Origin of the sequence: Carnobacterium sp. FSL W8-0810, from assembly GCF_038007125.1 — a bacterium.
Taxonomy (GTDB): Bacteria; Bacillota; Bacilli; order Lactobacillales; family Carnobacteriaceae; genus Carnobacterium_B; species Carnobacterium_B inhibens.
Genome location: NZ_JBBOWO010000001.1, coordinates 923732 through 947803, shown reverse-complemented (window position 1 = coordinate 947803; position 24072 = coordinate 923732). Strand labels below are relative to the sequence as shown.

Here is a 24072-nt window from a genome sequence, read left to right as displayed (position 1 = left end):
CGTGTTTGGTCATAAAAAGAACAAATAGAATAGAAAACTTCTATTTGTCTTCAATAATCATTTTTTTGAATCTATCATCTTGAGATAACTTTGGTAGTTTTTATTCCCACCGGATAAGTTATAAACGTTTTTAAATCCATAGTTGAGCAACACATTTTGAGCAGCATTTCCCGTGACCCCTTTATTGCAATAAGTGACCGTCACAAGAGATTCATCTAATTCTTTGCTTCTTTCTCTTAATTCAGCTAAAGGAATGTGGAAAGCTCCTTCAATATGTTCTTTTTCAAAATCTTTTTTTGAACGTGTGTCAATAATTTGCAAAACTTCTCCATTCAATTGACGACTCACCAAATCAGCTGGCGTTAACAAGGGGTTTCGTTTCAATGCATTATCCAGCGCCATTCCAGTATAGAGGACAGGGTCTTTCGTTGTAGCAAATGGCGGGGCATAAGCCAGATCAAGATGAAAGAGATCTTCTGCTTTGGCTTTAAACGTAATCGCCGTGGCAATCACATCTATTCGCTTATCGACTCCATTTTGGCCGATTGCTTGTGCTCCTAAAATACGTCCAGTATGTTTATCAACCAACGATTTGATCGTCAATTCTTTTCCACCTAGATATTCAGCATGATCCGGTTTGATACTGTATAAAACTTCAACTTCATAACCGGCAATTTTGGCCTCTTTTTCTGTTAAACCTGTTTGGCCAACATGCAAATCAAAAATTCTGAAGATTCCTGTTCCTAGTACACCTCTATGTTCCAGATTTCCGCCAGTCATCACATCTCCAGCAATTCGACCCATTTTATTAGCCGTTGAACCTAATGGACGATAAATCGGTTTTCCAGTAATAACTGAAAAGCTTTCTGCAACATCTCCAACAGCATATACATTTGAAAGATTCGTTTGCATTTTTTTATTTACAGCAATCGCTCCTGATGTCCCAATTTCCACGCCAATTTTCTTAGCTAGTTCAGTATTTGGGCGTACACCTGCAGATAAGATGACAATATCAGGTTCAATCGTAACGTCATTTGTCGTGATAACTCTCTCTACTGAAGTTTCTCCTTCAATCGTTTTTACAGTATCACTCAGGATAAGATGGACTCCTTTTTCACGCAACTGCTCCTCCACTCGAAAAGCCATATCTGCATCCATCGGCGGCATGATTTGATCTTCTAGTTGAACGATTGTTACGTCTAATCCTTTATTCACGAGTTGTTCTGTCATCTCTAAACCAATAAATCCGGCACCAATAATTAACGCTTTTTTAGGCTGCGCAACTGTAAAGTTTCCAATATCTCGAGCATCTTGAATCGTGCGAACTTGGAATACATTGTCATAGTATTTTTGGTTGAATGGAGGCGGAGTAAAAGGAGAAGCCCCAGTTGCAAAGACTAAAACATCATAGTCGTTTGCTTTCTTTTCTCCAGAAACAAGATCTGTAACTTCTATTTGTTTAGCAGCTGCATCGATCTTTGTTACTTTATGTTCTGTAAAGACAGAAACATTGTATCTTTTTTTAAACCATTCTGCATTTCTAGGCGTTAAGTCACTCAAGTTTTCGACTTCTCCACCAATTTGGTAAGGAATGCCACATACGGAATAAGAAATATCTTTTCCCTGATCGTAAACGACGATTTCAGCTTCCTCAGTATTCCGTCTAGCTTTAGCTGCTACAGATGTACCAGCAGCAACTGATCCAATCACAATAATTTTCATCTTACTCTTCTCCTTTTTTTGCTTCTTCCAAAATGAGATCTGCAGTTGACGAAGTTAGGTGAATAGTATCGGTGATCAATTGATTCATACGCTCTTCATTTAAAGAATAATGATGCCATGTTCCAATTTTTTCGACTGTTACCAAATCTGCAGTTAAAAGTACTTTTATATGATGAGATAATGTTGGTTGGGTAAAATCAAACTGCTCTAAAATATCGCAAGCACATAGTCTTCCGCAAGAAAGCATATCTATTATTTGTACGCGCTTAGGATCAGATAAAGCTTTCATTACTTTTGCATAAGAGTCGTAATCCACACCTAAACCTCCCTGTCCCTTATTCTATTCCTTTACTAATATAGATGATTTTCTATCTATGTGCAACTTTAACTAAATTAGCACTTAGTAAAAGCAAAAGATCCCCTCATAGAAAGTACTGCATAGCTTCATTCAATAAAAGAATATACAGTCTCTTTTCATACAAAAAAACTAGCCTATATCAGATGATTTCTGATATAGGCTAGTTTTTTTACTTTCATTCTTATCTAATTGTATTTAAAGCTTTAGTCCATAACAACAAGTCATCAAACATGCCTTGTGCATTTACTTTATTGTACTCATTTGGTTTGAAAACACTCATGTTTTCAAAGTCCGTCATTAATGAGAAGTTTGTTGTTGTGTGCACTGATGCCACACTCAATTCTCCTAAGATCACACGCATATTTTCGTGAGCACGTGCGCCACCTAAACTGCCGTATCCAACTAATGCTGCTGCTTTGTTCGCTACTTCTACTTTTAAGAAGTCGGTCGCATTTTTCAATGCTCCCCCTACTGCATGGTTGTATTCTGGAGTGATAAACACATATCCGTCAAATGAAGCCATTTTTTCAGACCATGCTTGAATAGCTGCGCCAGCTGTTGCTTGACGTTCTTCAGAAAGTTTAGCACCTAACAATGGCAAGTCGTAATCTGCTAAAGCAACCATTTCATACTCGACACCTTCGTCATTTCTGTTTACTGCAAATTCGTGGATCCATTCTGTTACTGCTGCTGAATTTCTTCCTTCACGTACGCTTCCTGAGATAATACCGATTTTCATATTGTTCGTCCCCTTTTCTTCTCGTGTTGTTTGTTCTGTTTTTCCGAATAAAGTTTCGCTCATTCGAGTAAATACCGATTTGTTAGCCAATGCGTGCCCTCCATTACTGATTCATTAATTGAAGGTCACCCATCAATCAACACTTACATTTTGTAAGTACATGTATTAGTATGCCACAGACTAAAATTTATTTCAAGTCTAATTATTATTAATTAAAGGTTTTTACAAAAAATAAGTAAAAAAAATCAATTTTTTGCACCTTTCCTTCTATATAAGGCTAAATAAGATGACATCCAAAAAAATAACTAAATCATTTATGTGGGAACAATTGATTTGACAAAACAAATTAAACGTATTACAATTACCTCGAATTAGTAATATATTAATTAGTAGCTTTTAAAATAAATCTATTTTTAATTACTATCCTTTATCGAACAGTTAGAAAATAATTTAGTCTCAAAGGAGAGATCTACATGAAAAAAACAGCAGGCATTCACCATATTACTGCGATTATCGGACACCCTCAGGAAAATATTGATTTTTATGCCGGAATTTTGGGCTTACGATTGGTCAAAAAAACCGTTAACTTTGATGATCCTGGCACTTACCATTTATATTTTGGAGATGATGGTGGTAAACCAGGGACAATCATTACGTTCTTTCCATGGGCTGGAGCTGCACAAGGAAAAATCGGCGGCGGACAAGTTGGGGTAACGACTTTCGCCATCCCAGTTGGTACACTTTCTTATTGGGAAAATAGATTAACTAAATTTGCAGTCAACTATGAAAAAACAAGTCGTTTCGGCGAGACCTACTTACAATTTAAAGATTTTCATGGTTTGCAACTGGAATTGGTTGAACGTGCAGAAGGCCAGTCAAACAATTGGAATTTTGGAGATGTAACACCAGAAGTAGCGATTAAAGGATTCGGCGGAGCCGTCTTGTATTCAACAGATCCTGCTTCAACAATTGAAACTTTACAAGAAACAATGGGACTGGAAAAAGTATCTGAAGAAGCAGGTCTTGTTCGATTTCAAGCTTATGGGGATATCGGGAATATTATTGACGTCAAACAAAGTACTGTTGCACCTGGACAAATGGGTGTTGGAACAGTTCACCATATTGCTTGGCGGGCAAAAGATGATGCAGATCATATAGACTGGCAAGATCATGTCTACAATAAAGGCTATGGGGTAACAGAAATAAAAGACCGCAACTATTTTAACGCTGTTTATTTTAGAGAATACGGCGATATTCTTTTTGAAATTGCAACGGATACTCCTGGATTTGTCCATGACGAATCTTATGAGACAATGGGACGAACACTAAAACTACCACCACAATACGAAAATGCACGAGATCAACTTATGAATACACTTATTCCAATTGAAGTAAAAGAATTGGATTAAAACAAATCAACTAATTGGAGGAATACAAAATGAACACATTTGCTGGAATTCACCATGTAACAGCTATAACAAGTAGTGCAGAAAAAATTTATGACTTTTATACAAATATATTAGGGATTCGCTTAGTTAAAAAAACGATCAATCAAGATGATATCCACACGTATCACTTATTCTTTGCTGATGAAAGCGGCAATCCAGGAACCGATATGACGTTTTTTGACTTTCCTAATATCCCAAAAGGGTCAAAAGGAACAGACGACATTTCAAGAACTTCTTTTCGTGTACCTAATGATGCAGCGTTAGATTACTGGATCAAGCGTTTTACTAAGTATGCTGTTAAGCATCAAGATATCAAAGAGCTGTTTGGCGTGAAAATTTTACAATTTGAAGATTTTGATGAACAACAATACCAACTGATTTCCGATGAAAATGACACTGGAGTCGCTTCTGGAAAACCTTGGCATAAAGGTCCTGTTCCTGATGAATTTGCGATTACCGGATTAGGCCCTATTTTCTTTAGAGTCTCAAACTTTAAGTATATGAAAGAAGTCCTTGAAAAAGTGCTATTCTTCAAAGAAATTGCATCAGATGGACAGTATCATCAATTTGAAGTCGGTGATTTTGGCGGAAATGGCGCACAAATCATTGTCGAACCTAATACGATATTACCGCGCGGAAGACAAGGTTACGGCAGTGTCCACCATGTGGCTTTCCGTACAAAAAATCGTGAAGAACTTGACTTCTGGACTGAGCGTATGCAAAGTTTCGGGTTACCCAACTCAGGCTATGTAGACCGTTTCTACTTTGAATCAACGTATACAAATATCTATCCAGGGATTTTATTTGAATTAGCGACTGATGAACCTGGATTTATCGATGATGAAGAATCCATTGAGACTTTAGGCGAAACACTCGCTTTACCACCAGCATTTAGAAATGATCGTGAACGGATTGAATCTTTGGTACGCCCAATTAACACTGTGCGTAGTACAAAAGTATTTGAAAAAGAGTTTTTAGACTGAATTGCCATAAATAGAAAGACCTAAAGGAGGAATAATATGAAACATTTATTTATTAAAGGGAATGATCAAACAAAACCCACTTTGCTCTTATTGCATGGAACAGGAGGAACTGAACGTGACCTTCTTCCTCTTGCAACAGAAATTGACCCAAACGCTAATGTTTTGAGTGTTCGGGGAAACGTACTAGAAAATGGGATGCCGCGGTATTTCCGTCGTTTAGCTGAAGGAATTTTTGACGAAGAAGATTTAATTTTTCGCACAAAAGAATTGAATGTATTTTTGGATGAGGCTGCTGAGAGGTATGAATTTAACCGTAAAAACATCTTAGCTATAGGCTATTCAAATGGCGCAAATATTGCTGCTAGTCTATTATTTCATTATGGCGACTCTCTAACTGGGGCAATTCTGCATCATCCAATGGTGCCTAGAAGAGGGATTACTTTACCCGATTTGAGCGACAAAGCTATCTTTATTAGTGCTGGAACAAACGACCCAATCTGCCCCTCAAAAGAATCAGAAGAATTGTATGCTTTATTGGAAAATGCCCATGCTAAAGTTGATATTCATTGGGAAAGTCATCAACATCAATTAACCTATAGTGAAGTTGATGCTGCAGCTAAATGGTATCAAACGGCTTATTAAGCAATTACGCTTACAGTCAAACGAATAAGGCTTCTGCTACTTCTTTTCATATCGTTTGGAGACGCACAAAAGACCACAGTAAAAAATAATGTATAAAAGCACCCCAAAAGTTATAATGCTAACTTTTGGGGTGCTTTTTAGTACAGCTAATGAATATTTTGAATCACCGCACTATTTTCCCATGGACTTCCAAAGGATTTTTAAAACAAAATACATTCAATTACACAAATGAGGTTGAACCATTTACCTAACTTGTTCTATCACCTTAGTCCTTTTCCACCTTTTCATAAGGTTTAAAGAGCAACTTAGATTCCTCATTCAATATAAGAGCTGCTGAGAATGTTTGTCCTGTTTTTTTCTTAAAGCCTTTTAGTAATTGAGTCTCTTTTGTCAGCAATAATTTTTTGATCGTCGCTTCAGATAAAGTTTTTCCGACATACCTTTTTGGCAATGTAAATGTACAACCATTGCTGTACCCGCTACAGCCATAAAATTTACCTTTATCGATTATCATTTGCTCACAAATGGGACACTTTCCAACTGTTTTATGCGTATGGTTCATACTTTTTATAGTAGGAGACCAGTCGCTATTTTCAATAATTTTTCCACTTGAATCTAACGTATGGTGAATAAATTTTTGAATAGTGGCTAAGAAAGCTTCCTGGGTGCCTTCTTCCTTTTTGATTTTCTTTAAATAAGTCTCCCACTTAGCTGTCATTTCAGGGCTGCTCAACAAGGTGTTTTCTACCGCTTGACACAGTATCTTCCCCTTTGGAGTAACAGTCACATTGTTCTTTTGGACATCTATATAGTGTTGTTTTTTTAGTGTTTCAAGAACATTAGCTCTTGTTGCTTCTGTTCCAATGCCTTCTGTCGCTTTTAAGATTTCTTTTTCTTCTACATTTTCCAAGTCTTTGCCACATGTTTTCATTGCAGTGATCAATGTACCTTCTGTATATAACTTTGGCGGAGAAGTAAATCCTTCAGAAGTTTTTAAAGCCGTTTCGACCGTTTCATTTTTTTGTAATAAAGGAAGTTCATCATCCTCTACTTTATCTATTTTTTTATTTGCTGGGTACTCTAGTTTCCGCCACCCCTGGTCTAACACGATTCTTCCTTTACTTGTAAAAGGCAGTCCTTTGATTTCAACTGTAACCCTTGTTTCATCGTATTTATAGTCTGTTTCGAACATAGCCATCGTCCGTTTTAAAATAGTGAAATAAATTTCTCTTTGAATAGATGGCAGCTTCTCTAATGCTTTTTGTGTAGGCACTTTTTTAGTTGGAATGATCGCATAATGCTCCTGGACTTTTGACCCGTCTACATAACGTTTCCGTTTGCTTCTATTCGGCTTCTCGATCGTATAATTTAAAACGCCTTGATAACTTTCTATTCTTTCTGACAAATACTGAAACTCTGAATCGGTAATATGCCGGCAATCGCTTCGCGGGTAACTAACCAGTTTCGCTTCATAAAGTGACTGAACGTGTTTCAATGTATCCGAAGGGCTTACTTTGTATTTTTTATTTATCAAACTTTGCAAGTCACTTAAAGAAAACAGAAATGGTGAAGGCTGTGACACTCTCTTTGTATCGATTGCCGAAATCACTCCTGGATTGTTAGCCAGCAACTGGTGTTTCTTGATCAACTCTTGCAGTTCTTTTTTCGTTGGAAATTTTTTAGCGTACTTCGCTTTAAATATCCCATTTTCAGCTTTTACAGTAGCATGCAATTCAAAGAAAGGTTCAGGAACGAACTTTTCGATTTCTTTTTGACGCGTATAAATCATGTATAAAGTTGGTGTTTGAACGCGTCCTACACTAAATACCCCTTCGTTGATTCCTTTTTTCTGCAATGAAAGAGTGTACATGCGAGATAAATTAATACCTACCAACCAATCGCTTATCTGTCTCGTTTGAGCTTCAATAAAGGAGGGGTAAAATTCTCTTCCTTCCCTTAATTGAGAAAAGCCTTTTTGTATCTCATCCGATTCAAGTGAATTGATCCATAAGCGTTTGATTTCTTTATTGTTGGCCTTTGCTTGATTGATAATTGATCGAGCGATATTTTCCCCTTCGCGATCGCTATCGGTAGCAATTACGATTTGATCTGCTTCTTTTAACAATTTTTTTACAATATTAAATTGCTTGGCTTTTCCTTGCCCTACTTTAAATTTAAATGTTTCGGGAATAATAGGCAGTGTTTTCATGCTCCATTTTTTCCACTCATCTTTATACTCCTCTGGGGAAGATAACTCAATCAAATGTCCAAAACCCCAAGTAATCACATCATTAGATGGATTTAAAACAATGTACCCATCTTTTTTGGAAAATTTCCCAAAAGATTCAGCGTACGCTTGTGCTTGGGAAGGTTTTTCTGCTAAAATAACCCGTTTCATTTTTTCACTTCACTTTACCTTCTAATTTTTTTGCTTCAATTACTTTTCAAACTACAGCCCATTCTACTAGTTATTTTACCATCATGTCCTTTTATTTTTCTAGTGTAGTTCTTTTTCGCCAATAAGCAAAGCACTTTTCTTTCATGAAAGAGAAGTGCTTTGCTTATTGGATTATAAACTTTTTCATTATTGCCTACACCGGATATCGAATATGTTCCTTTTGCTTTTCAATACCTGATTTAAGATTGTTTTTTGCTTTTTCTAAATTTAATTCTACCATTTTTTCTGGGTCATCCACTTCAATAAGAGCTAAATTTCGGAGACCTTCTTCCATTTTAGTTCTATTATCAGTTACTTTTGTAACAAATGTGCGTTGATCTTTTGACAATGATTTCCACTCTTTCGTTGTTTCTAGATAGCCAGAATAGGAACGCAATACACTATTTTGAGTTAACAAAATCGACAAGGTTTCATATTGATAAAGATTAACCCAGTTTGCCGTCTCAATCGTATAGTCAATATCACTTTGTGTTAATCGTTCTCTTAACAATAAATTATCATAAAAACTTTGATACTCATTGACCAACTGGTTAAATTTCTGTTGAACTCCCCATAATTGTTGGAATGCTTTATGTCCTTCTGCTACAGAATTTTCTGTTGAATTTACCGATATAGCTAACGGTCCCGTATAATAAGCGGTATCTATCTTTAAATGATCTCCACCAATACTGAATATATTATTGCTGGTGTCTGCCATAAGCGATAATGAAGATTGGGCACTATAGGCTTCTTCTTTAACCTCTTCGCCTATAGTGGTTAAATAGGCTGTGGCTTTTGGATTATTTCCTACTGTAAACCCCGCCATATAATAGGGCTTTCCGTTCACTTCCCAAAAAATAGGATTAACGAATACGCCTTCATACCACTTACTGAGTTTCTTTGCTTTCTTGATCAACAACTTTTCTGTTTTCTTATCCATTTTTCCTCCTAATAGTGACAATCGCATTATAGTTATATACTACGCAAAGTATTTTATATAAAGTTTTATTGCATCAATATAAAGTATATAGAGTTATTTCTGTGTCCGCAAATGAAAGCCTTTAAAGCGAATGATTAAAAAATTCATTAACTCGATTCAGTAAAGTAAATCGATAAAAAGCCGTATCAGAAACCTTTATTAAGATTTTCTGATACGGCCTTTTATTTGCTAAAGTTATATTACTCAACATATCTTATTTTTTGTGGGGATAACTATCGCTTTTTCTTCCGCACTTATACACAACTCTTGTGCTTTAAAAATATGTTATTGGGTCATTGCTTTTTCTTTATTCATCACACTTTTCAAACGATCAGGATAATTAGTGATAATGGAGTTCACATTTTCTGTCAATAATTGTTGCATATCTGATTCTTCATTGACAGTCCATATATTTATACCTAGACCTCTATCCGTTATTTGCTTCGCGGTGTCGGAGCTAAAGCTGCGATAATTCGGGTGCAAATATTCAACCCCTAGAGCTTCAGCATAATCGATCAGTCTTGAGGGAACATTCAGCGTAAGCTGTTCAATCAATAAATCTGGAATGAATTCTTTTGCTTGTTCCAGAGTTTGATAATCAATTGTCAAGAATCCACATTTTAATTCAGGAGCCAAAGTTTTAACTCGCACAATTGTTTGATAATTGAAAGAAGACAACACAATTTTTTCTGCCATATCGTATTGATTGATAAGCTGAATAACTTTTTGTTCAATACCTTCATACTCATCTTCATAGGTTTTTAATTCAATATTTGTTACGAATCTTTTGTTTTGCACCCATTCAAAATATTCTTCTAAAGTTGGAATAGTTTGCTGACCGAATTGAGTAAAAGTAGCAGCTGCATTTAAAAACCGTATTTCTTTGAGGGATAAGTCAGAAATTTTACCTGATCCATTGGTCGTTCGGTCTACTGCAGAATCGTGAATAATCACTGGTATCCCATCTTTAGACAGTTGTACATCCAATTCTACTCCATCGGCTCCATATTCATATGCCTTTTCAAAAGACAACATCGTATTTTCAGGGTATTTTCCGCTGAATCCACGATGAGCTAAGATTAATGGTTTATTTTGCATAAAGCTACTTTCATCCTCTCTTTTTCTGGTTAGACATAGCGATTTAACAACGTTTGTTCCGTTTCTGCATCAAATAAATGAATATTATCCATATCAACTTGCAAATGAACCGTGTCCCCATATTCGATTATATAACTAGGGTCAATACGGACATTAAGTGCAGCTTCTTCGATACTAAAGTAGATATGTGTGTCGCTTCCCATCATTTCAGTGTTTTCAACTAGTGCATGAAGTGTGTTGTCGTCAGTTGCATGGGCTACTTTAAAGACTTCAGGCCGTATGCCCACAAAAACTTTATCCCCACTTTCAAGTGGTCGTCTTAATCGATTTACCACAGACTGTCCAATGGCCATCTTTTTTCCATCCATTTGTATCGCGATTTCGTCTGCTGTCCTTTCAATGGTAGTTTCGAAAAGATTCATTTTTGGACTTCCGATAAATTCAGCAACAAATTTTGTTTCTGGAAATGCATATAAGTTTGTCGGTGTATCCACTTGCTCGATAGCGCCATCTCGCATCACAACGATCCGGTCTCCCATTGTCATTGCTTCCGTTTGATCATGCGTCACATAAATAAATGTTGTTTGCAATTTACGGTGCAATTTCACAATTTCTGTTCGCATGGCTACTCGTAATTTGGCATCTAGATTAGATAAGGGTTCATCCAGTAGAAACACTTGTGGTTTACGTACCATTGCCCTTCCTAGAGCGACCCGCTGCCTTTGTCCGCCAGATAAATCAGCCGATTTCCGGTCGAGATACTCTTCAAGTTCGAGGACTTTAGCTGCGCCGCGAACCAGATCATCAATTTCTGCTTTTCTCTTTTTTTTCATTTTTAAAGAGAAAGCAATATTATCATAGATGGTCATATGCGGATATAAGGCATAATTTTGAAATACCATGGCGATATCACGATCTTTTGGCGGTATATGATTGACTAGCTTATCTCCAAAGTACAATCCGCCACCAGTTATCTCTTCCAGTCCGGCAATCATTCTTAAGGTGGTTGATTTCCCACAACCAGATGGTCCAACAAAGACAATAAATTCTTTATCTTTAATTTCTAAATTAATACCCTTTACGGCTAATACGTCCTTATCGTATTTCTTTTCCACTTGTCTCAATAGTACCTCAGACATATTGAACCTCCTCATTTGTCAGTAAAAACAATGCTTTTTTAACTGTAATTGATAATTAAACAAAGAGATACCGCTGTCGCGAAAACTCTTTGTTCAGAACTACTCCTTTATTCTGCTTCATTTACTAAGTTATAGTTTTCTATTGCAGTATTAATTTGTTCTTCCATTGCTGTTGCAGCTTCTTCCGGTGTAACTGCCCCATTCAGCATATTTTCAATTTCTTTTTCAACGATTTGTCTAGCTTCAGGATAAACACTTAAAAATGCACCTTGTGATTCTGGATTAGAATCATGTAATTGATCAATCGCTGTTTGGAATTGTGGGAATCCTGCAATATTATTTTTGAACACTTCTTCTTCATGTGCCGCAGTTGTAATCGGGAAATAACCAGTTGCTTTGTTCCATTCAGCTTGCACTTCTGGTGAAATCATGTATTTAGTAAACTCCCAAACAGCTTGCGCCTTTTCCGGATCTTCATTGTCTAAAGCCCAAAGTGATGCGCCTCCAATAGAAACGCCGCCTTCGTCTGTTTCAGAAATAGCCGGAAGATAAGCCGTACCAACTTCAAATTCTCCGGCAACTTCATTCAAAATGGTTTTCAGGCTGGCTGTTGACCCGATCGTCATCGCAGATTGTCCTGCAACAAATTCTGGTTGTCCGCCTTGACGCCCTACATTAGGAGCAGCACCAGATTCATATAATTCATTCCATTCTGTTAAGATATTCACCATAGCCTCATTGTTGACGAATTCAACTTCTGTCGCTGCAGTATCACGTCCATTGCCGTTATTAACAAATTCTAATCCTTGTTTTGAGGTAAATTGTTCGATGAACCAACCATAAATTTGTAATGAAATAGCCATGTCAGCTCCACCATCAGTTGTTAGAGCTTCTTGCATCTCTCCAATTTCTGCTAACGTTTCAGGAGCATTTTCAATCCCGGCATTCTCGAACATATCTTTGTTGTAATAAACAACCGGTGTTGAGGAGTTGAATGGCATTGAATAAAGGCTATCATCTACGGTGTAATAAGCCGCAATATTCGGTTCAATTTGAGAAAGATCATATCCTTCATTATCAACAAATTCTTGCATCGGAATAATGAAATCCGAGTCCATCATATACCTCGAGCCGATTTCATAGATCTGTACTAAATCTGCCCCCATATTGCCTAATGAAGCACTTTTTAATTTTGTGATCGTGTCATCATATGTTCCTTGAAATTCAGATGTTACGGTAATGCTCTTATCATTTTCTTCATTAAAATCTGCTACGATTTCTTCAAGAGCAACACCTGCTTCTCCACCCATCGCATGCCAGAAAGTAATCGATTGGCCTTCACCAGTAGCAGTTGTTGAGACCGTTGACTCATCCGTTGTTTTTGCTGTTTCTTCTGAATCAGCAGTTGAAGTTCCTCCGCAAGCTGCTAATATTAGTGCGGTTGTTGCTGTTAAAGCTAATAAACCCATAAATGATTTCTTTTTCATTTCTTTTAATCTCCCCTAAATCTGATTTTTTTATTCTTTATTTTTTACCCTTTAACTGAACCTGAAAACATTCCTTTAACCAATGACTTTTGACCAAAAATGAATATAACTAATGATGGAATCAAACAAATAACGACACCAGCCAACATGAGTACAATGGATTGAGAATCAACACTGTTCATCATACTGACTCCGATTTGAACCGTTCGATAACTGTCTGATCCTGATACAAGCAGCGGCCACATATACATATTCCAAGCATTGATGAAACCATTTACTGCTACTGCACCAATTGCCGGCTTCGTCAACGGCAACAAAATTCGGAAGATAAAACCGATATTGCTGCAGCCATCAATCTTAGCTGATTCATATAATGACATTGGGAAACTTTTGTAAAATTGCCTGAATAAAAAGATAGTTGTAGCCGAAGTTAAATATGGAATAATTAAAACCTTGTAACTATCCAGCCAACCCCAATTGCTTACTTGGAGATAATTTGAAATAATGGTGGCTTCACCAGGCACCATCATATTTGCCATAACTAAGGCAAATAGAATTTCTCCCCCTTTTATCTTTAAAAAGTGGAAAGAAAAAGCTGCTAATGCACCCGAAACCAATTGTCCCGCTGTTATCACTATCGCTACTACAAAAGAATTGAAAATATATTGACCTAGTGGAGCAATAACAAAAACATCTTTGTAATTGGAAAATTTTAGTGCATCAGGGAAAAAGTTTAGTTCAGATGTATAGATTTCACTTGGCGCTTTGAGTGACATACTGACCGCATACAACAGCGGAAACAGTACAACCACAACAACCATCAGATTGGCACCAAATAAAATTGTTTTTTTTATTTTTTTAGTTCGTTTGTGTTTCCTCAGTAAGGACTCCTGTTCTTCATCCAATGTAAATGAGTTGTTTTCTTGAACATTCGTGGCCATTTAAGCATTCCTCCTTTGAATTCTGAACATAATGACGGTCAGAACGCTGATGATAAGGAAAAGCATTACCGATTCAGCAGATGCCAGCCCAAATCTGAAATTAGAAAAGGCGTTTCGATAGATATCATGCACAATAACGTTCGTTGACTCTCCTGGACCGCCTGCCGTCAATATTTTAATTTGTCCAAACGACTGGAACGCACCAATAATATTGATCACTACTGTGTAAAATAATATGGGCTTCAAACTTGGAATGGTAATATGGAAAAACTGGTTGATGCTATTTGCCCCATCCACCGATGCACTTTCATAAAGAGACTCATCGATAGCTGACAATCCCGCACTGAAGTACAGGAAATTTATGCCACTGTTCAGCCAGCCGGTTAAGACAGCTACACTAAAGAGTGCCCATTTTGGATCGGCTAACCAGCTAATGTCTGTACCCAATAACTGATTCACAATTCCGATATTCTGATTCAGCATAGTTTTGAAAACCATGGCGATTCCGCTTGATGCAATAGCCATTGGCATAGCGTAAACGGTAGAAAAGAAACGAATACCTGGAAAGGTTCGATTACATAACATAGCAGTCAAAAAACCGAATCCCATACCTAAAACCAATACAATTCCAACAAATTGAACTGTTACAAGTATGCTGTTCAAGAATGAAGCAGAGGTTAATAGATCCGTATAATTTTTAAACCCGACAAAAACTTTTTCTATTCCTCGATTGTCCGTTAAGAATAAACTTCTGTAAATAGTCCTAAAAAAAGGCCAATACGTAAAGACAATAAAAATAAGAAAGGCTGGAACAAGATATACGTAAGGCTCGATATGTATCCTTTTTTTCTTGCTGATTGCTTGATTTGCTGCCATTAGACTCCTCCTAATGAATGACTCATACACATTCGTACTTTCATAACAAATTTCTAACGAAAGGTGATTTTTTGTTTCAGCTTTGCACTTATCGGCAAACCTCCTTGGCTTCTTTTATTCTTTGTTACATATTCTATGCTAGCATCCACATGTTAATTTTCAGTAATTCAATAGATAAGTTTCAGAAAATTTCATGTGAATTTTTTTTGCTTTCATTAATTATTTGTAATAAGTTGATTGAGTTTGTAATTTTCCTGTTATTTATTTACAATACAGCATTCATTCAAGTACTGATTTGGTAGACTTAAGTTATATTAAAAAAGGAGTTAAAAACATGAAGAAACGAGTTGCCATAAATTCACTAATTATTATTTTCCTACTTATTGCAGGGCTTGCTTATCTAGACACCAAATCTTTTAGTTCTGCGAAAAAAATAACTCTTCCTGAAGAATTCATGGTTATTGGTCATCGTGGTGCTAGCGGTTATGCCCCAGAACATACTATTGAAGCTTACCACCAGGCTAAAGAATTGGGTGCTGATTATATCGAACTAGACCTTCAATTAACAAAAGATGGGGTCTTAATAGCTATGCATGATGATGCACTTGACCGTACAACAAACGGAACAGGCTTAGTTAGCGACTATACTTTGGAACAGTTAAAAGAATTGGATGCAGGGTCTTGGTTCAATCAAAAGAACCCTAAAAAAGCTAAAGAAAATTATGCAGGATTACAGATTCCAACATTAGAAGAAATCTTTCAAGAATTTGGCAATACTGTAAACTACTACATTGAAACCAAATCTCCTTCAGAAAATAAAGGAATGGAACAAGAATTATTTTCTCTATTGACTAAATATGATTTATTGGAAGATGTTGCAACTCATCAGCAAGTCATCATTCAATCATTCAGCGAAGAAAGTTTGCACTTGATCTACGATTTAAATAAGGATATCCCTCTTATTCAGTTGTATAATTTTGATAACTCAGCTGTTCTTTCAAATGATCAGCTTGATGATGTCTCTAAGTATGCGGTAGGAATTGGTGTTAACTATGCCTCCTTGACAAGTAACTTTGGAGATCAGATCCGTCATACCTCATTGCTGCTCCATCCGTATACCGTAAATACTGCTAAAGAAATTGCATCAGCTATTGAAATGGGAGCAACAGGTGTTTTTACCGATTACATTAAGGAAACAAGGTAATCCGCAAAAAATACAGCAGGCTATCAATTAATGATAGCCTGCTGTATTTTTTATTGATTATTCTTCTAAATAAGAAATGTCTTTTTGGACTGGGACTTTTGTACCGTCAAATTGTTCCTCAATATACTCTTGGACTTCTTCATCATGATACAGTTCTCCTAATTTCAGTATATCTTCATTATCAGCATTCTCTTTTTGGGTAACTAGAATATTAACGTTAGCTTTTGTTTCATCATTGATCTCTTCATGGAAAATTGAATCTTCTAAGACATTCAACCCTCCTTCCAATGCAATTGTATTTCCTATTAAGACTAGGTCAACATCTTGCATCACTCGTGGACCAGTGGTATCGTCAATTTCAACAAATGTTAGATTTTTAGGATTATCAATAATATCACTTGTTGTTCCCAATGCATCAAAATCATCCGGCAATGTAATCAACCCTGCTGCTTCGAGCAATAATAAGCCTCTTGAAGCATTAGATGGATTATCAGCAATCGCTACAACCGAACCCTCAGTCACATCTTCAATAGAATCAACTTTATCCGAATAAATTCCCATTGGTTCTAAATAAGTTGTTGCAAAAGCCGTTAAATCTGATCCACTCTCTTCATTAAAAGATTCTAAGTACGCCCATGATTGAAAGGCATTAACATCCACTTCACCTTCGACTGTTGCGGTGTTCAATTGAGGACCGCCAATTACTTCCTCAACTTCTAATGTGATTCCTGCTTCTTTTGCAGCATCAGATTGAGCAATGAATTCCCAAATCTGAAAGTCTGCCGCTTGGGATCCAACAACTACTGGTTGTGATTCTTTTGAACCATCCTTTTTTGAAGAAGCGTTTTCCGAAGCACCTTCAGTTGAACTACAAGCACCCAATACGAGAGTTGTTGTGATTAAAATGAATGAAAGAATACTTTGTCTTTTTTTCATACCTAACCGCCCCTTTTTTTATTTTAATGCATGGTCATGCCGCCAGTAACATTGATCGCTTGTCCTGTCATGTATGTAGCTAAAGGACTCGCTAGAAATAAAACTACATTCGCAACTTCTGCTGCTTTTGCTGTTCTGCCAAGCGGAATCTGCAAGCAATCTTCAGCATAGATTTCTTCAGGTGTCATGCTTCTGATGAGCCCGCCTTCTACTCTTTCACGATGTTTCATTTCTGTTTCGACGATTCCAGGGCAAACAGCATTGACTAAGATATTGTCCTTTGCCAGTTCTTTTGCCATCGTTTTAGTAAGTCCCAAAACTGCATGTTTAGACGCTGTGTAGGTTCCTAGTGCAGTATAGCCATTTTTCCCAGCTTGTGAAGCAATCTGAATGATACGACCGCCATTTCCAACTTTTTGCATAAGCTTTCCTACATTTTTTGAAGTCAAAAAAGTTCCTTTTGCATTTACATCCATGACTTTGTCCCAGTCTGGGACTTGACTGTCTACCACTAGATCCATCGTTGAAATACCTGCACTGTTAACTAAAATATCAATTTCTCCAAATGTCTCTAGCGTACTTTTCAACCAAACATTAACCGATTCTTCTGAAGCAACATTCAATTTTGAAACGGCAAACCGGTCTGTTTCCAATTTAAAGCCTTTTTCATAATTTAAATCTCCAGAAACTACAATTGCACCTGCTTCCAAAAAAAGGTCTACAATTGCTTTTCCTATCCCACTTTTTCCGCCTGTAACCAGAGCTACTTTGCCAGTTAAATCAATTCCAATCATTAGTACTTACCTCCTAAGAATAGACGTTAGGCAAATGTACGTTCAAACGGGTCTCTACTGAGGCCTTTTTCCAGTACATTTTTTGCATATTCTTTCGCCGAAAATAAAGAATGGTCTTTATAATTCCCACAAGAAATTTGAGATACAGCTGGAACTTCTTCTGTGTCTAAAATACGCTGTAACGTTTTTTCTAAAGCTTCTACTACAACCTCAGGTGAATCTTCCTCCCATTTAATGAGATAAAAACCGGTACGGCAACCCATAGGAGAAATATCAATAATCCCATCCAGTTCATCCCGTAAATAAGTTGCCAGCAGATGTTCTAATGTGTGCAAAGCTCCTGTAGGTAACGCATCTTGATTTGGCTGTAAAAAACGCAAGTCGTATTTTTGTACAGTACTTCCTTTATCGTTCTTTTCTACTCCTGCCACACGTACATACGGCGCTTTCACCAAGTTATGATCTAATTCAAAACTTTCTACTTTTGCCATGCTGCATTCCTCCTAAAATAGTCTTTTATTATTTTTAACTCTGTCCTTGATTTAGTTTCCCCAAACTTCTTGAGAAACTTCTAATACCAATTTCAATTTATTCCATTGTTCTTCTTCAGTTAAATGATTTCCTTCTTCCGTTGAAGCAAACCCGCATTGTGTACTTAAACAAAGTTGCTCTAAAGGAACATATTTGGAAGCTTCTTGGATCCGTGCTTTGATGTCTTCTTTCGCTTCCAAATCACCTGTTTTAGAAGTAATAAGTCCTAGCACAATTTGCCCTTTACCTTTATAAAAGCGCAAAGGTTCAAAGCCGCCAGATCGTTCAGTATCGTATTCTAAAAAGTAACCATCATAATCTGTTTGCCCAAACAATTCCTTAGCTACCGGCTCATAGGCTCCGCTCCCAGCAAAAGTAGAGGCATAATTACCCCGACAAATATGGGTTGTAATAACCAGATCAGCTGGTTTATCTTTTAAAATAGCTTGTACATTTTTTGCGGATAACTCTTTTAAATAAGTTAGTTCTTGCTCAGAAATGTCTTCTACTACTTTGTCGTAACACAACACGCCCCAAAAACAATCATCGATTTGTAAATAGCGACAACCCAAGCGATAAAATTCTTGAATCGTTTCGCGGTACGCTTGTTGGATATCTTCGCAAAAAGCTTCTACCGTTGGGTAAAGAACTTCATCGCGAATACCTTGGTGCAGTAATTGATTTGGACTAGGAATAGTAAATTTAGGCAGCGCTCTGTCTCCTATACTTTCTTTTAAATAAACGAAGTGTTCAAAAAAAGGATGGTTTGGATTGAAAGTAATTTTGCCTGTATTTCGAACATCGTATTTTTCTGTTTCTACTCCTTCAAAGAAATAACCATGCTCTGGTACATAACCTTCAACTCCAATTAATCCTTCTAGAAAATCTAAATGCCACCAGCTTCTGCGGAACTCACCATCAGTTATTGCTTTGAGTCCCGCTTCCACTTGTTTATTCACTAGCTTGTCAATTTCATTGTCTTCCACCTTACGTAATTCTTCTAAAGCAATATTTCCTTCAGCAAAAGCTTTTCGGGCTTCTTTCAACGCTTTTGGCCGTAAAAAGCTCCCTACTTGATCTCCTCTAAATGGTGCACCTGTTCTAGTTAATTTCTCTGTAATTACTGACATTTTCTTTCCCTCTTTCTATTTAGTATTTAAAAGCAAATAAAAAATCCGTCCTTACACAAAAGAAAAATCTTTTGTGCAAGGACGGAATCATTGATTTCGTGTTACCACCTTGTTTTATGAAAACCTCACAGTTTTCACCTTTTCCAGTACTAAAGCAAAATACCACTTCCCATACTGTAGCACTATAACGGGTGCACCCGTAACAATCTAAAGTTCTATAAAAATTTCAAGAACGTTCAATTGTTCCACTCAAAGACCATTTTCCATTCAGCTTTCTCTTCCCTTTTTCAGCTACCAGGGCTCTCTGTAAAGATTCCACTTAAATGTACTTTTCTTATCGCTGCGTTTCATCTAATTCAAACTGTTTTATAATCTGAATTTAACGTAACAACAATTTAACATTCTACTATTCTATTGTCAATCTTTTTTATTTTGTTTTTTTGCAATCCTTTAAAGCAACTAATACAATTGATTCTATTTTCGAGCAATAGATTCTGCCTCTTTAACTTTTACTCTTCTTTTGGAACACTAAGATACTTTTCTGGAACCTTTTCTCCCTTTTTAAACAAAGTGATTGCACCAGCTATCATTGCTGCTCCGATGAATCCAATAATACTTCCTACTACCAAACCAATAAAGCGATTTCCTACTAAATCATTAACAAAAGCGCCACTTGATAAATTTGCCAACAATAAAGCTAGAGGATTTGTAAAGAAATTAGCCAGCCCATAATTGCGTACCATAGCATACTCCACAAAAAAGTTCAAAATCGTAATAACAATAATCGTTTGAATCACGTTAAGATCTAACGAGAATAGAAACATTCCTACTAACAATCCGAAAACACCGCCAACTATCCGTTGAACGTTTCGATACATAATGACATTTAGCTTTCTTCCTTGAAGCACAGCCGCACAAGAAATCGTTATCCAATATGGATTACCCAATTCTAGTGCTAAACCCAGATAAGTAGCAAAAAAGATTATTCCTGCATGATGAATAGAAGACAATAGTAATTCTTGATCGTGCTTTATAGCATAGAGAAATTTCGTCTTAAATGATTCAGATTTATACTCTTCTTTTTCTTCAATAAGCTTTCTGTGCAACACACCAACTAAACTAGCCATTAAAATCGCAACCAAAACTCCACAAGCTACATAAATCGTAGCCCAAATAATCCCCGCAAGAGGCAATGTTAAGCCTGTTCCCATAGAACCTACCATAATTACAAAGAAGGATCCTGGATTTGGCAAATGAAGGATTCTGAAAATTAAAAGACTAATTAAACTGATTATACTAATCGTAATAGGGATCATCCAAGGTACAAAGGTTGATAAGGCTCCTGCCATAAAACTCAGCACTAAACAGATCCCAACTTTAAAGATCCGTTGCATCAATGCTTTGGTCGGAATTGGCTGGTAATACAAAAATGCGAAAGCTCCCAGTGCTCCGAACGTTCCAATTTGCATATTATTTAGCAAGTAGCCTGCCATAAGCATAATTCCAGTAGTAAATCCCGCACCAAAAACACGCAACAAAGAATCTTTTGTTTCTTTTATAGTGATGATTTCTTTAAAAAAGCTCCTTTTCTTTTCCATTATAAAAACTCCTGATTCCATAATTGATTTTTTGTTCCTTTTATTCTTTGAATAAGCAATAATACTTTTAAATTATTAGAGTTAACATCGTTCTAATAATACTAATCAACTTGAACAACATTAAAACCACTACAATGGCTCAGTTTTTAGTGATTACCCGAAGTTTATTTTTGCTCCTTAACCTTTTTATATCCTATTCTTGTGGCTCTTATTCATTACCTTTCAAGTATATCGCCTTTACAAATTAAAAAAAGGGCAATTATTATGACAAATCCCCATAATTTTTCCTTTATTGATAAATAAAATAATATGAAAAGCAAATAACAAGGAATTTTTTTGTTTAAGCAGACCTTAATGGAAAGAGCTAGAAGCAAAACAAAGCTACAGAAGCCAATCATACTAGCTGATTAGCTTCTATAGTTTTGTTTTTTTAGACTATTAAAGTTTTTCTTCATAAAGTTTAGTCCCTTTACTTATTGATATAAAAACTAACTAACATAAAAAAGACCTAGAATAATTCTAGGTCCAATACTTTATTACTGCTCCATCTTTTCCTTCAACAGGATCATTTTCTGGTTGATTAACACATGCAACCGCTTGTTTGATTGCCTCGTAATCCTCTGCTTTTCCTTTTTGCATATCTGGTTCTAATCCATCAGGATAAGCACCCACTATTTTAAAATCAGGACTAGCATCAATTCTTTTATGGGCTACACCTGCAGGAAGAAATAAAACATCCCCTTTAGAAAAAGAATAGCACTGAGCATCAGGACCTCCAAGTTGCACAGTTGCTTCACCAGCAATACAAGCCAATACTTCATAGGTATTGGAATGAAAATGATTATAAGAAAAAATACCGTTTACCCATCCATTGGTATACCCGTTTTTTTCAAATAGATCCTGCACATTCTGTGCTGGATCAAATTCGTTCAATAAACGAGCTACTGCTTTTGGATAGTAGAGAACAGGCAGTGGATTGTTAGGAAAAGGTTTATTTTCTTTGGTATAAATAGTCTCTACCATAAGATTTTTCTTCCTTTCATTTCTTTAATCAAAAAATGGTTTAATCAAACTCTTCGTATTCATTTGGATGTTGCCCTTCTACTCTGCCCTCTTCACCTTTATCTAATGCATCGATTTCTTGAATATCTTCTTTTGACAATTCAAAATCAAACACATCTAAATTAGCTTTTTGGTGACTAAAAGAAGAAGCTTTTACAATCGGCATCACACCATTTTGTAAGTTCCAACGAATGATGATTTGTGCAGGTTCTTTTCCATATTTTTCGGCTAACTTAACAATCGTTTCATTTTCTAATACATCATTGATCTCACGACCGAATGGACTCCAAGCTTCCGTTAAGATGCCTAATTTTTTGTTGGCTTCTACTAATGCGTTATTATTAAAGTACGGGTGGCGCTCAATTTGATTGGTTGCAGGAGTAACGCCCGTCTTTTCAATGATACGTTCAAGGTGTTCTGGCAAGAAATTCGATACACCAATCGTTTTTATCAATCCAAATTTTTGTGCATCAACTAATGCTTGCCATGCTTCTTCATATTTATCTTGTTTAGGCAGTGGCCAGTGAATCAAGTATTTATCAAAGTAATCAATATCAATACGATATAAAGATTCCTGAATCATCTTGATGGCCTTATCGTATTCATGCGCTTTTCCTGGTAATTTTGAGTTGATCATCAGTTCTTCACGTGGAACAGACGAACGTCGGATAGCTTCCCCTACCATTCCTTCATTCATATAGTTAGTTGAAGTATCAATAAGTCGGTAACCCGCATCAATAGCCGTGAGTACACTGTTCAAACCTTGAGCTCCTTGAACATTCACCGTTCCAAATCCAATAGCCGGCAAACTTGTTCCATCATTTAGTTCGAATTTCTCAATTTTTGTCATTTTACTTTCATCCTTTCTATGAATACTTTACAGTATCCAGTATAAAGGAATAAACAAGGAGTATCATGTAATATGCCTACAGTTATTAAAGTGAAAAAAATATTAAGTCAATGAGTATCAGTTATTTATTCCCCTATGTTATAAGTCCAAATGTAAAAAAGATCTCGCCAATGCATCATCTTCTTTTATAGCAGTACTTGATCAATTTCAAATGAAAAAAGGCTGAGATTTAGAAAACCTCGGCCTTTTCCTGCGATTTTTTTAGTTATTCTCCAATAAAATCTTTACATCAAAGGGTTTTAGCTCTATATTTCTAGTTACTTGATCGCCAGTTAATAGGTCTTTATACCCTTCAAAATCGGTCTCAACCGTCTTATTTTCTTCAGTATGGTTCATTAAAAAGTAAAATTCATTCTCTCCTTTTTTACGACTGGCAATTTCAACACCAGCTGGTAAATGTTCAAATCCTTGAATTCCTTTAGATTTAAGCAGTTTTCCAATCAGTTCATCCAACAGTTTTTGTTCAGGGACTGTTCCAACATACCAAGCTTCTCCTGCTCCAAAATTATTTTTTGTAATGACTGGCATCCCTTTATAAAAATCTGTACCATATTCAGCAATTACTTCCGCGCCTTCAGTATGCAGCAAGTCACACACCATTCGACAATCGTATTTTTCTTGATTTAAATCGACCTTTTTCACTACCACTTGGTTTCGTTGTTCAGGAGCTAAAGCGTCGATTTCCTCTACCCAAATTCCCAATACATCTCTTAATGGACCTGGATAGCCTCCCAAATGAACATTATCGCTTTGATCAACAATCCCACTCATAAATGTTGTCACAAACGTACCGCCATTTTCTACATACTGTTCAATTTTTTCTGATACACCTTCTTTAACCATATAAAGTACTGGCGCTAAAATCACATCGATTTATCATTGGCATCATTTTTTTCCTTTCTATTCTGGTATTTTCTACTGAATAATAAAAACTGACAAAGATTTTGTACTTTGCCAGTTTTTATTTATACCCTTTATTTCTGAAAGAAATCTTTAGTAGCTAGGTAAATTTCCGGATATTTTCTATAGCAGACTTCATATTTTTAAATCACAAAAAA

22 protein-coding genes and 1 other annotated feature are annotated in these 24072 nt (G+C 36.3%); of the genes, 4 read left to right on the top strand and 18 right to left on the bottom strand.

The window, feature by feature from the left end; genetic code table 11:
• Window positions 1-57 precede the first annotated feature (57 nt).
• The 3 genes from NST49_RS04620 to NST49_RS04610 form a co-directional block, all read right to left on the bottom strand.
• Window positions 58-1722, bottom strand: coding sequence for an FAD-dependent oxidoreductase (locus NST49_RS04620; RefSeq protein ID WP_341047315.1), 1665 nt, complete (start codon window positions 1720-1722; stop codon window positions 58-60).
• A 1-nt stretch (window position 1723) separates the two neighbouring features.
• Window positions 1724-2038 carry an ArsR/SmtB family transcription factor gene (locus tag NST49_RS04615; RefSeq protein WP_023179205.1) on the bottom strand — a complete coding sequence of 105 codons (315 nt, stop codon included), beginning with the start codon at window positions 2036-2038 and terminating at the stop codon, window positions 1724-1726.
• 223 nt (window positions 2039-2261) lie between these two features.
• Window positions 2262-2909 carry an NADPH-dependent FMN reductase gene (locus NST49_RS04610; protein ID WP_238336918.1) on the bottom strand — a complete coding sequence of 216 codons (648 nt, stop codon included), beginning with the start codon at window positions 2907-2909 and terminating at the stop codon, window positions 2262-2264.
• A gap of 383 nt (window positions 2910-3292) precedes the next feature.
• Here NST49_RS04610 and NST49_RS04605 point away from each other — a divergent pair, with 383 nt between their 5' ends.
• The 3 genes from NST49_RS04605 to NST49_RS04595 are packed head-to-tail and all read left to right on the top strand — an operon-like array spanning window position 3293 to window position 5892.
• On the top strand, window positions 3293-4228 hold the full coding sequence (locus tag NST49_RS04605; protein WP_341047314.1) for a ring-cleaving dioxygenase: 936 nt from the start codon (window positions 3293-3295) through the stop codon (window positions 4226-4228).
• Between the two features lie 29 nt (window positions 4229-4257).
• Entirely contained in the window at window positions 4258-5250 is a 993-nt protein-coding gene (locus NST49_RS04600; protein WP_023179210.1) for a ring-cleaving dioxygenase, read from the top strand.
• 36 nt (window positions 5251-5286) lie between these two features.
• A complete protein-coding gene (locus tag NST49_RS04595; protein ID WP_023179212.1) occupies window positions 5287-5892 on the top strand; it encodes an alpha/beta hydrolase in 606 nt (201 codons plus the stop codon).
• 265 nt (window positions 5893-6157) lie between these two features.
• Here NST49_RS04595 and NST49_RS04590 read toward each other — a convergent pair whose 3' ends face one another.
• The 7 genes from NST49_RS04590 to NST49_RS04560 form a co-directional block, all read right to left on the bottom strand.
• Entirely contained in the window at window positions 6158-8290 is a 2133-nt protein-coding gene (locus NST49_RS04590) for a type IA DNA topoisomerase (RefSeq protein WP_341047312.1), read from the bottom strand.
• Between the two features lie 193 nt (window positions 8291-8483).
• A complete protein-coding gene (locus tag NST49_RS04585) occupies window positions 8484-9269 on the bottom strand; it encodes a hypothetical protein (protein ID WP_251165731.1) in 786 nt (261 codons plus the stop codon).
• 324 nt (window positions 9270-9593) lie between these two features.
• Window positions 9594-10406 carry a glycerophosphodiester phosphodiesterase gene (locus NST49_RS04580; RefSeq protein WP_251165732.1) on the bottom strand — a complete coding sequence of 271 codons (813 nt, stop codon included), beginning with the start codon at window positions 10404-10406 and terminating at the stop codon, window positions 9594-9596.
• Window positions 10407-10435: 29 nt separating this feature from the next.
• Window positions 10436-11545 carry an ABC transporter ATP-binding protein gene (locus NST49_RS04575; protein WP_341047310.1) on the bottom strand — a complete coding sequence of 370 codons (1110 nt, stop codon included), beginning with the start codon at window positions 11543-11545 and terminating at the stop codon, window positions 10436-10438.
• 107 nt (window positions 11546-11652) lie between these two features.
• Window positions 11653-13032 carry an ABC transporter substrate-binding protein gene (locus NST49_RS04570; protein ID WP_341047308.1) on the bottom strand — a complete coding sequence of 460 codons (1380 nt, stop codon included), beginning with the start codon at window positions 13030-13032 and terminating at the stop codon, window positions 11653-11655.
• Between the two features lie 44 nt (window positions 13033-13076).
• Window positions 13077-13973: a carbohydrate ABC transporter permease gene (locus NST49_RS04565; protein ID WP_341047306.1), complete on the bottom strand. Its 897-nt coding sequence runs from the start codon at window positions 13971-13973 to the stop codon at window positions 13077-13079.
• Window positions 13974-14849, bottom strand: a complete 876-nt coding sequence (locus tag NST49_RS04560) for a carbohydrate ABC transporter permease (protein ID WP_251165735.1) — start codon at window positions 14847-14849, stop codon at window positions 13974-13976.
• A 334-nt stretch (window positions 14850-15183) separates the two neighbouring features.
• Here NST49_RS04560 and NST49_RS04555 point away from each other — a divergent pair, with 334 nt between their 5' ends.
• Window positions 15184-16053 carry a glycerophosphodiester phosphodiesterase gene (locus NST49_RS04555; RefSeq protein WP_341047305.1) on the top strand — a complete coding sequence of 290 codons (870 nt, stop codon included), beginning with the start codon at window positions 15184-15186 and terminating at the stop codon, window positions 16051-16053.
• Between the two features lie 57 nt (window positions 16054-16110).
• On the opposite strand, the gene NST49_RS04550 is transcribed toward NST49_RS04555, so the two are convergent.
• The 8 genes from NST49_RS04550 to NST49_RS04515 form a co-directional block, all read right to left on the bottom strand.
• The gene (locus NST49_RS04550; RefSeq protein WP_341047303.1) at window positions 16111-16989 is read right to left on the bottom strand and encodes a MetQ/NlpA family ABC transporter substrate-binding protein; all 879 of its coding nucleotides are present in this window, start codon (window positions 16987-16989) and stop codon (window positions 16111-16113) included.
• Between the two features lie 23 nt (window positions 16990-17012).
• Entirely contained in the window at window positions 17013-17783 is a 771-nt protein-coding gene (locus NST49_RS04545; protein WP_301426437.1) for an SDR family NAD(P)-dependent oxidoreductase, read from the bottom strand.
• Between the two features lie 26 nt (window positions 17784-17809).
• Window positions 17810-18274, bottom strand: coding sequence for an S-ribosylhomocysteine lyase (locus NST49_RS04540; protein ID WP_251165739.1), 465 nt, complete (start codon window positions 18272-18274; stop codon window positions 17810-17812).
• Window positions 18275-18325: 51 nt separating this feature from the next.
• Entirely contained in the window at window positions 18326-19444 is a 1119-nt protein-coding gene (locus tag NST49_RS04535; protein ID WP_341047301.1) for a 5-methyltetrahydropteroyltriglutamate--homocysteine S-methyltransferase, read from the bottom strand.
• Between the two features lie 74 nt (window positions 19445-19518).
• Window positions 19519-19794, bottom strand: a binding site (T-box leader).
• Between the two features lie 159 nt (window positions 19795-19953).
• Window positions 19954-21042, bottom strand: a complete 1089-nt coding sequence (locus NST49_RS04530; protein ID WP_341047299.1) for an FUSC family protein — start codon at window positions 21040-21042, stop codon at window positions 19954-19956.
• Window positions 21043-21561: 519 nt separating this feature from the next.
• A complete protein-coding gene (locus tag NST49_RS04525) occupies window positions 21562-22065 on the bottom strand; it encodes a hypothetical protein (RefSeq protein ID WP_341047296.1) in 504 nt (167 codons plus the stop codon).
• A gap of 40 nt (window positions 22066-22105) precedes the next feature.
• The gene (locus NST49_RS04520) at window positions 22106-22954 is read right to left on the bottom strand and encodes an aldo/keto reductase (protein WP_341047295.1); all 849 of its coding nucleotides are present in this window, start codon (window positions 22952-22954) and stop codon (window positions 22106-22108) included.
• Window positions 22955-23215: 261 nt separating this feature from the next.
• On the bottom strand, window positions 23216-23881 hold the full coding sequence (locus NST49_RS04515; RefSeq protein WP_341047293.1) for a beta-galactosidase trimerization domain-containing protein: 666 nt from the start codon (window positions 23879-23881) through the stop codon (window positions 23216-23218).
• Between the last annotated feature and the right edge of the window lie 191 nt (window positions 23882-24072).

What these genes read in the sequence shown, in the direction of transcription:
- NST49_RS04545 (WP_301426437.1), bottom strand. Translation starts at nt 17,783, where the DNA reads ATGATTGGAATTGATTTAACTGGCAAAGTAGCTCTGGTTACAGGCGGA.
- NST49_RS04520 (WP_341047295.1), bottom strand. Translation starts at nt 22,954, where the DNA reads ATGACAAAAATTGAGAAATTCGAACTAAATGATGGAACAAGTTTGCCG.
- NST49_RS04550 (WP_341047303.1), bottom strand. Translation starts at nt 16,989, where the DNA reads ATGAAAAAAAGACAAAGTATTCTTTCATTCATTTTAATCACAACAACT.
- NST49_RS04595 (WP_023179212.1), top strand. Translation starts at nt 5,287, where the DNA reads ATGAAACATTTATTTATTAAAGGGAATGATCAAACAAAACCCACTTTG.
- NST49_RS04525 (WP_341047296.1), bottom strand. Translation starts at nt 22,065, where the DNA reads ATGGTAGAGACTATTTATACCAAAGAAAATAAACCTTTTCCTAACAAT.
- NST49_RS04555 (WP_341047305.1), top strand. Translation starts at nt 15,184, where the DNA reads ATGAAGAAACGAGTTGCCATAAATTCACTAATTATTATTTTCCTACTT.
- NST49_RS04585 (WP_251165731.1), bottom strand. Translation starts at nt 9,269, where the DNA reads ATGGATAAGAAAACAGAAAAGTTGTTGATCAAGAAAGCAAAGAAACTC.
- NST49_RS04620 (WP_341047315.1), bottom strand. Translation starts at nt 1,722, where the DNA reads ATGAAAATTATTGTGATTGGATCAGTTGCTGCTGGTACATCTGTAGCA.
- NST49_RS04530 (WP_341047299.1), bottom strand. Translation starts at nt 21,042, where the DNA reads ATGGAAAAGAAAAGGAGCTTTTTTAAAGAAATCATCACTATAAAAGAA.
- NST49_RS04580 (WP_251165732.1), bottom strand. Translation starts at nt 10,406, where the DNA reads ATGCAAAATAAACCATTAATCTTAGCTCATCGTGGATTCAGCGGAAAA.
- NST49_RS04590 (WP_341047312.1), bottom strand. Translation starts at nt 8,290, where the DNA reads ATGAAACGGGTTATTTTAGCAGAAAAACCTTCCCAAGCACAAGCGTAC.
- NST49_RS04560 (WP_251165735.1), bottom strand. Translation starts at nt 14,849, where the DNA reads ATGGCAGCAAATCAAGCAATCAGCAAGAAAAAAAGGATACATATCGAG.
- NST49_RS04575 (WP_341047310.1), bottom strand. Translation starts at nt 11,545, where the DNA reads ATGTCTGAGGTACTATTGAGACAAGTGGAAAAGAAATACGATAAGGAC.
- NST49_RS04605 (WP_341047314.1), top strand. Translation starts at nt 3,293, where the DNA reads ATGAAAAAAACAGCAGGCATTCACCATATTACTGCGATTATCGGACAC.
- NST49_RS04565 (WP_341047306.1), bottom strand. Translation starts at nt 13,973, where the DNA reads ATGGCCACGAATGTTCAAGAAAACAACTCATTTACATTGGATGAAGAA.
- NST49_RS04600 (WP_023179210.1), top strand. Translation starts at nt 4,258, where the DNA reads ATGAACACATTTGCTGGAATTCACCATGTAACAGCTATAACAAGTAGT.
- NST49_RS04535 (WP_341047301.1), bottom strand. Translation starts at nt 19,444, where the DNA reads ATGTCAGTAATTACAGAGAAATTAACTAGAACAGGTGCACCATTTAGA.
- NST49_RS04540 (WP_251165739.1), bottom strand. Translation starts at nt 18,274, where the DNA reads ATGGCAAAAGTAGAAAGTTTTGAATTAGATCATAACTTGGTGAAAGCG.
- NST49_RS04570 (WP_341047308.1), bottom strand. Translation starts at nt 13,032, where the DNA reads ATGAAAAAGAAATCATTTATGGGTTTATTAGCTTTAACAGCAACAACC.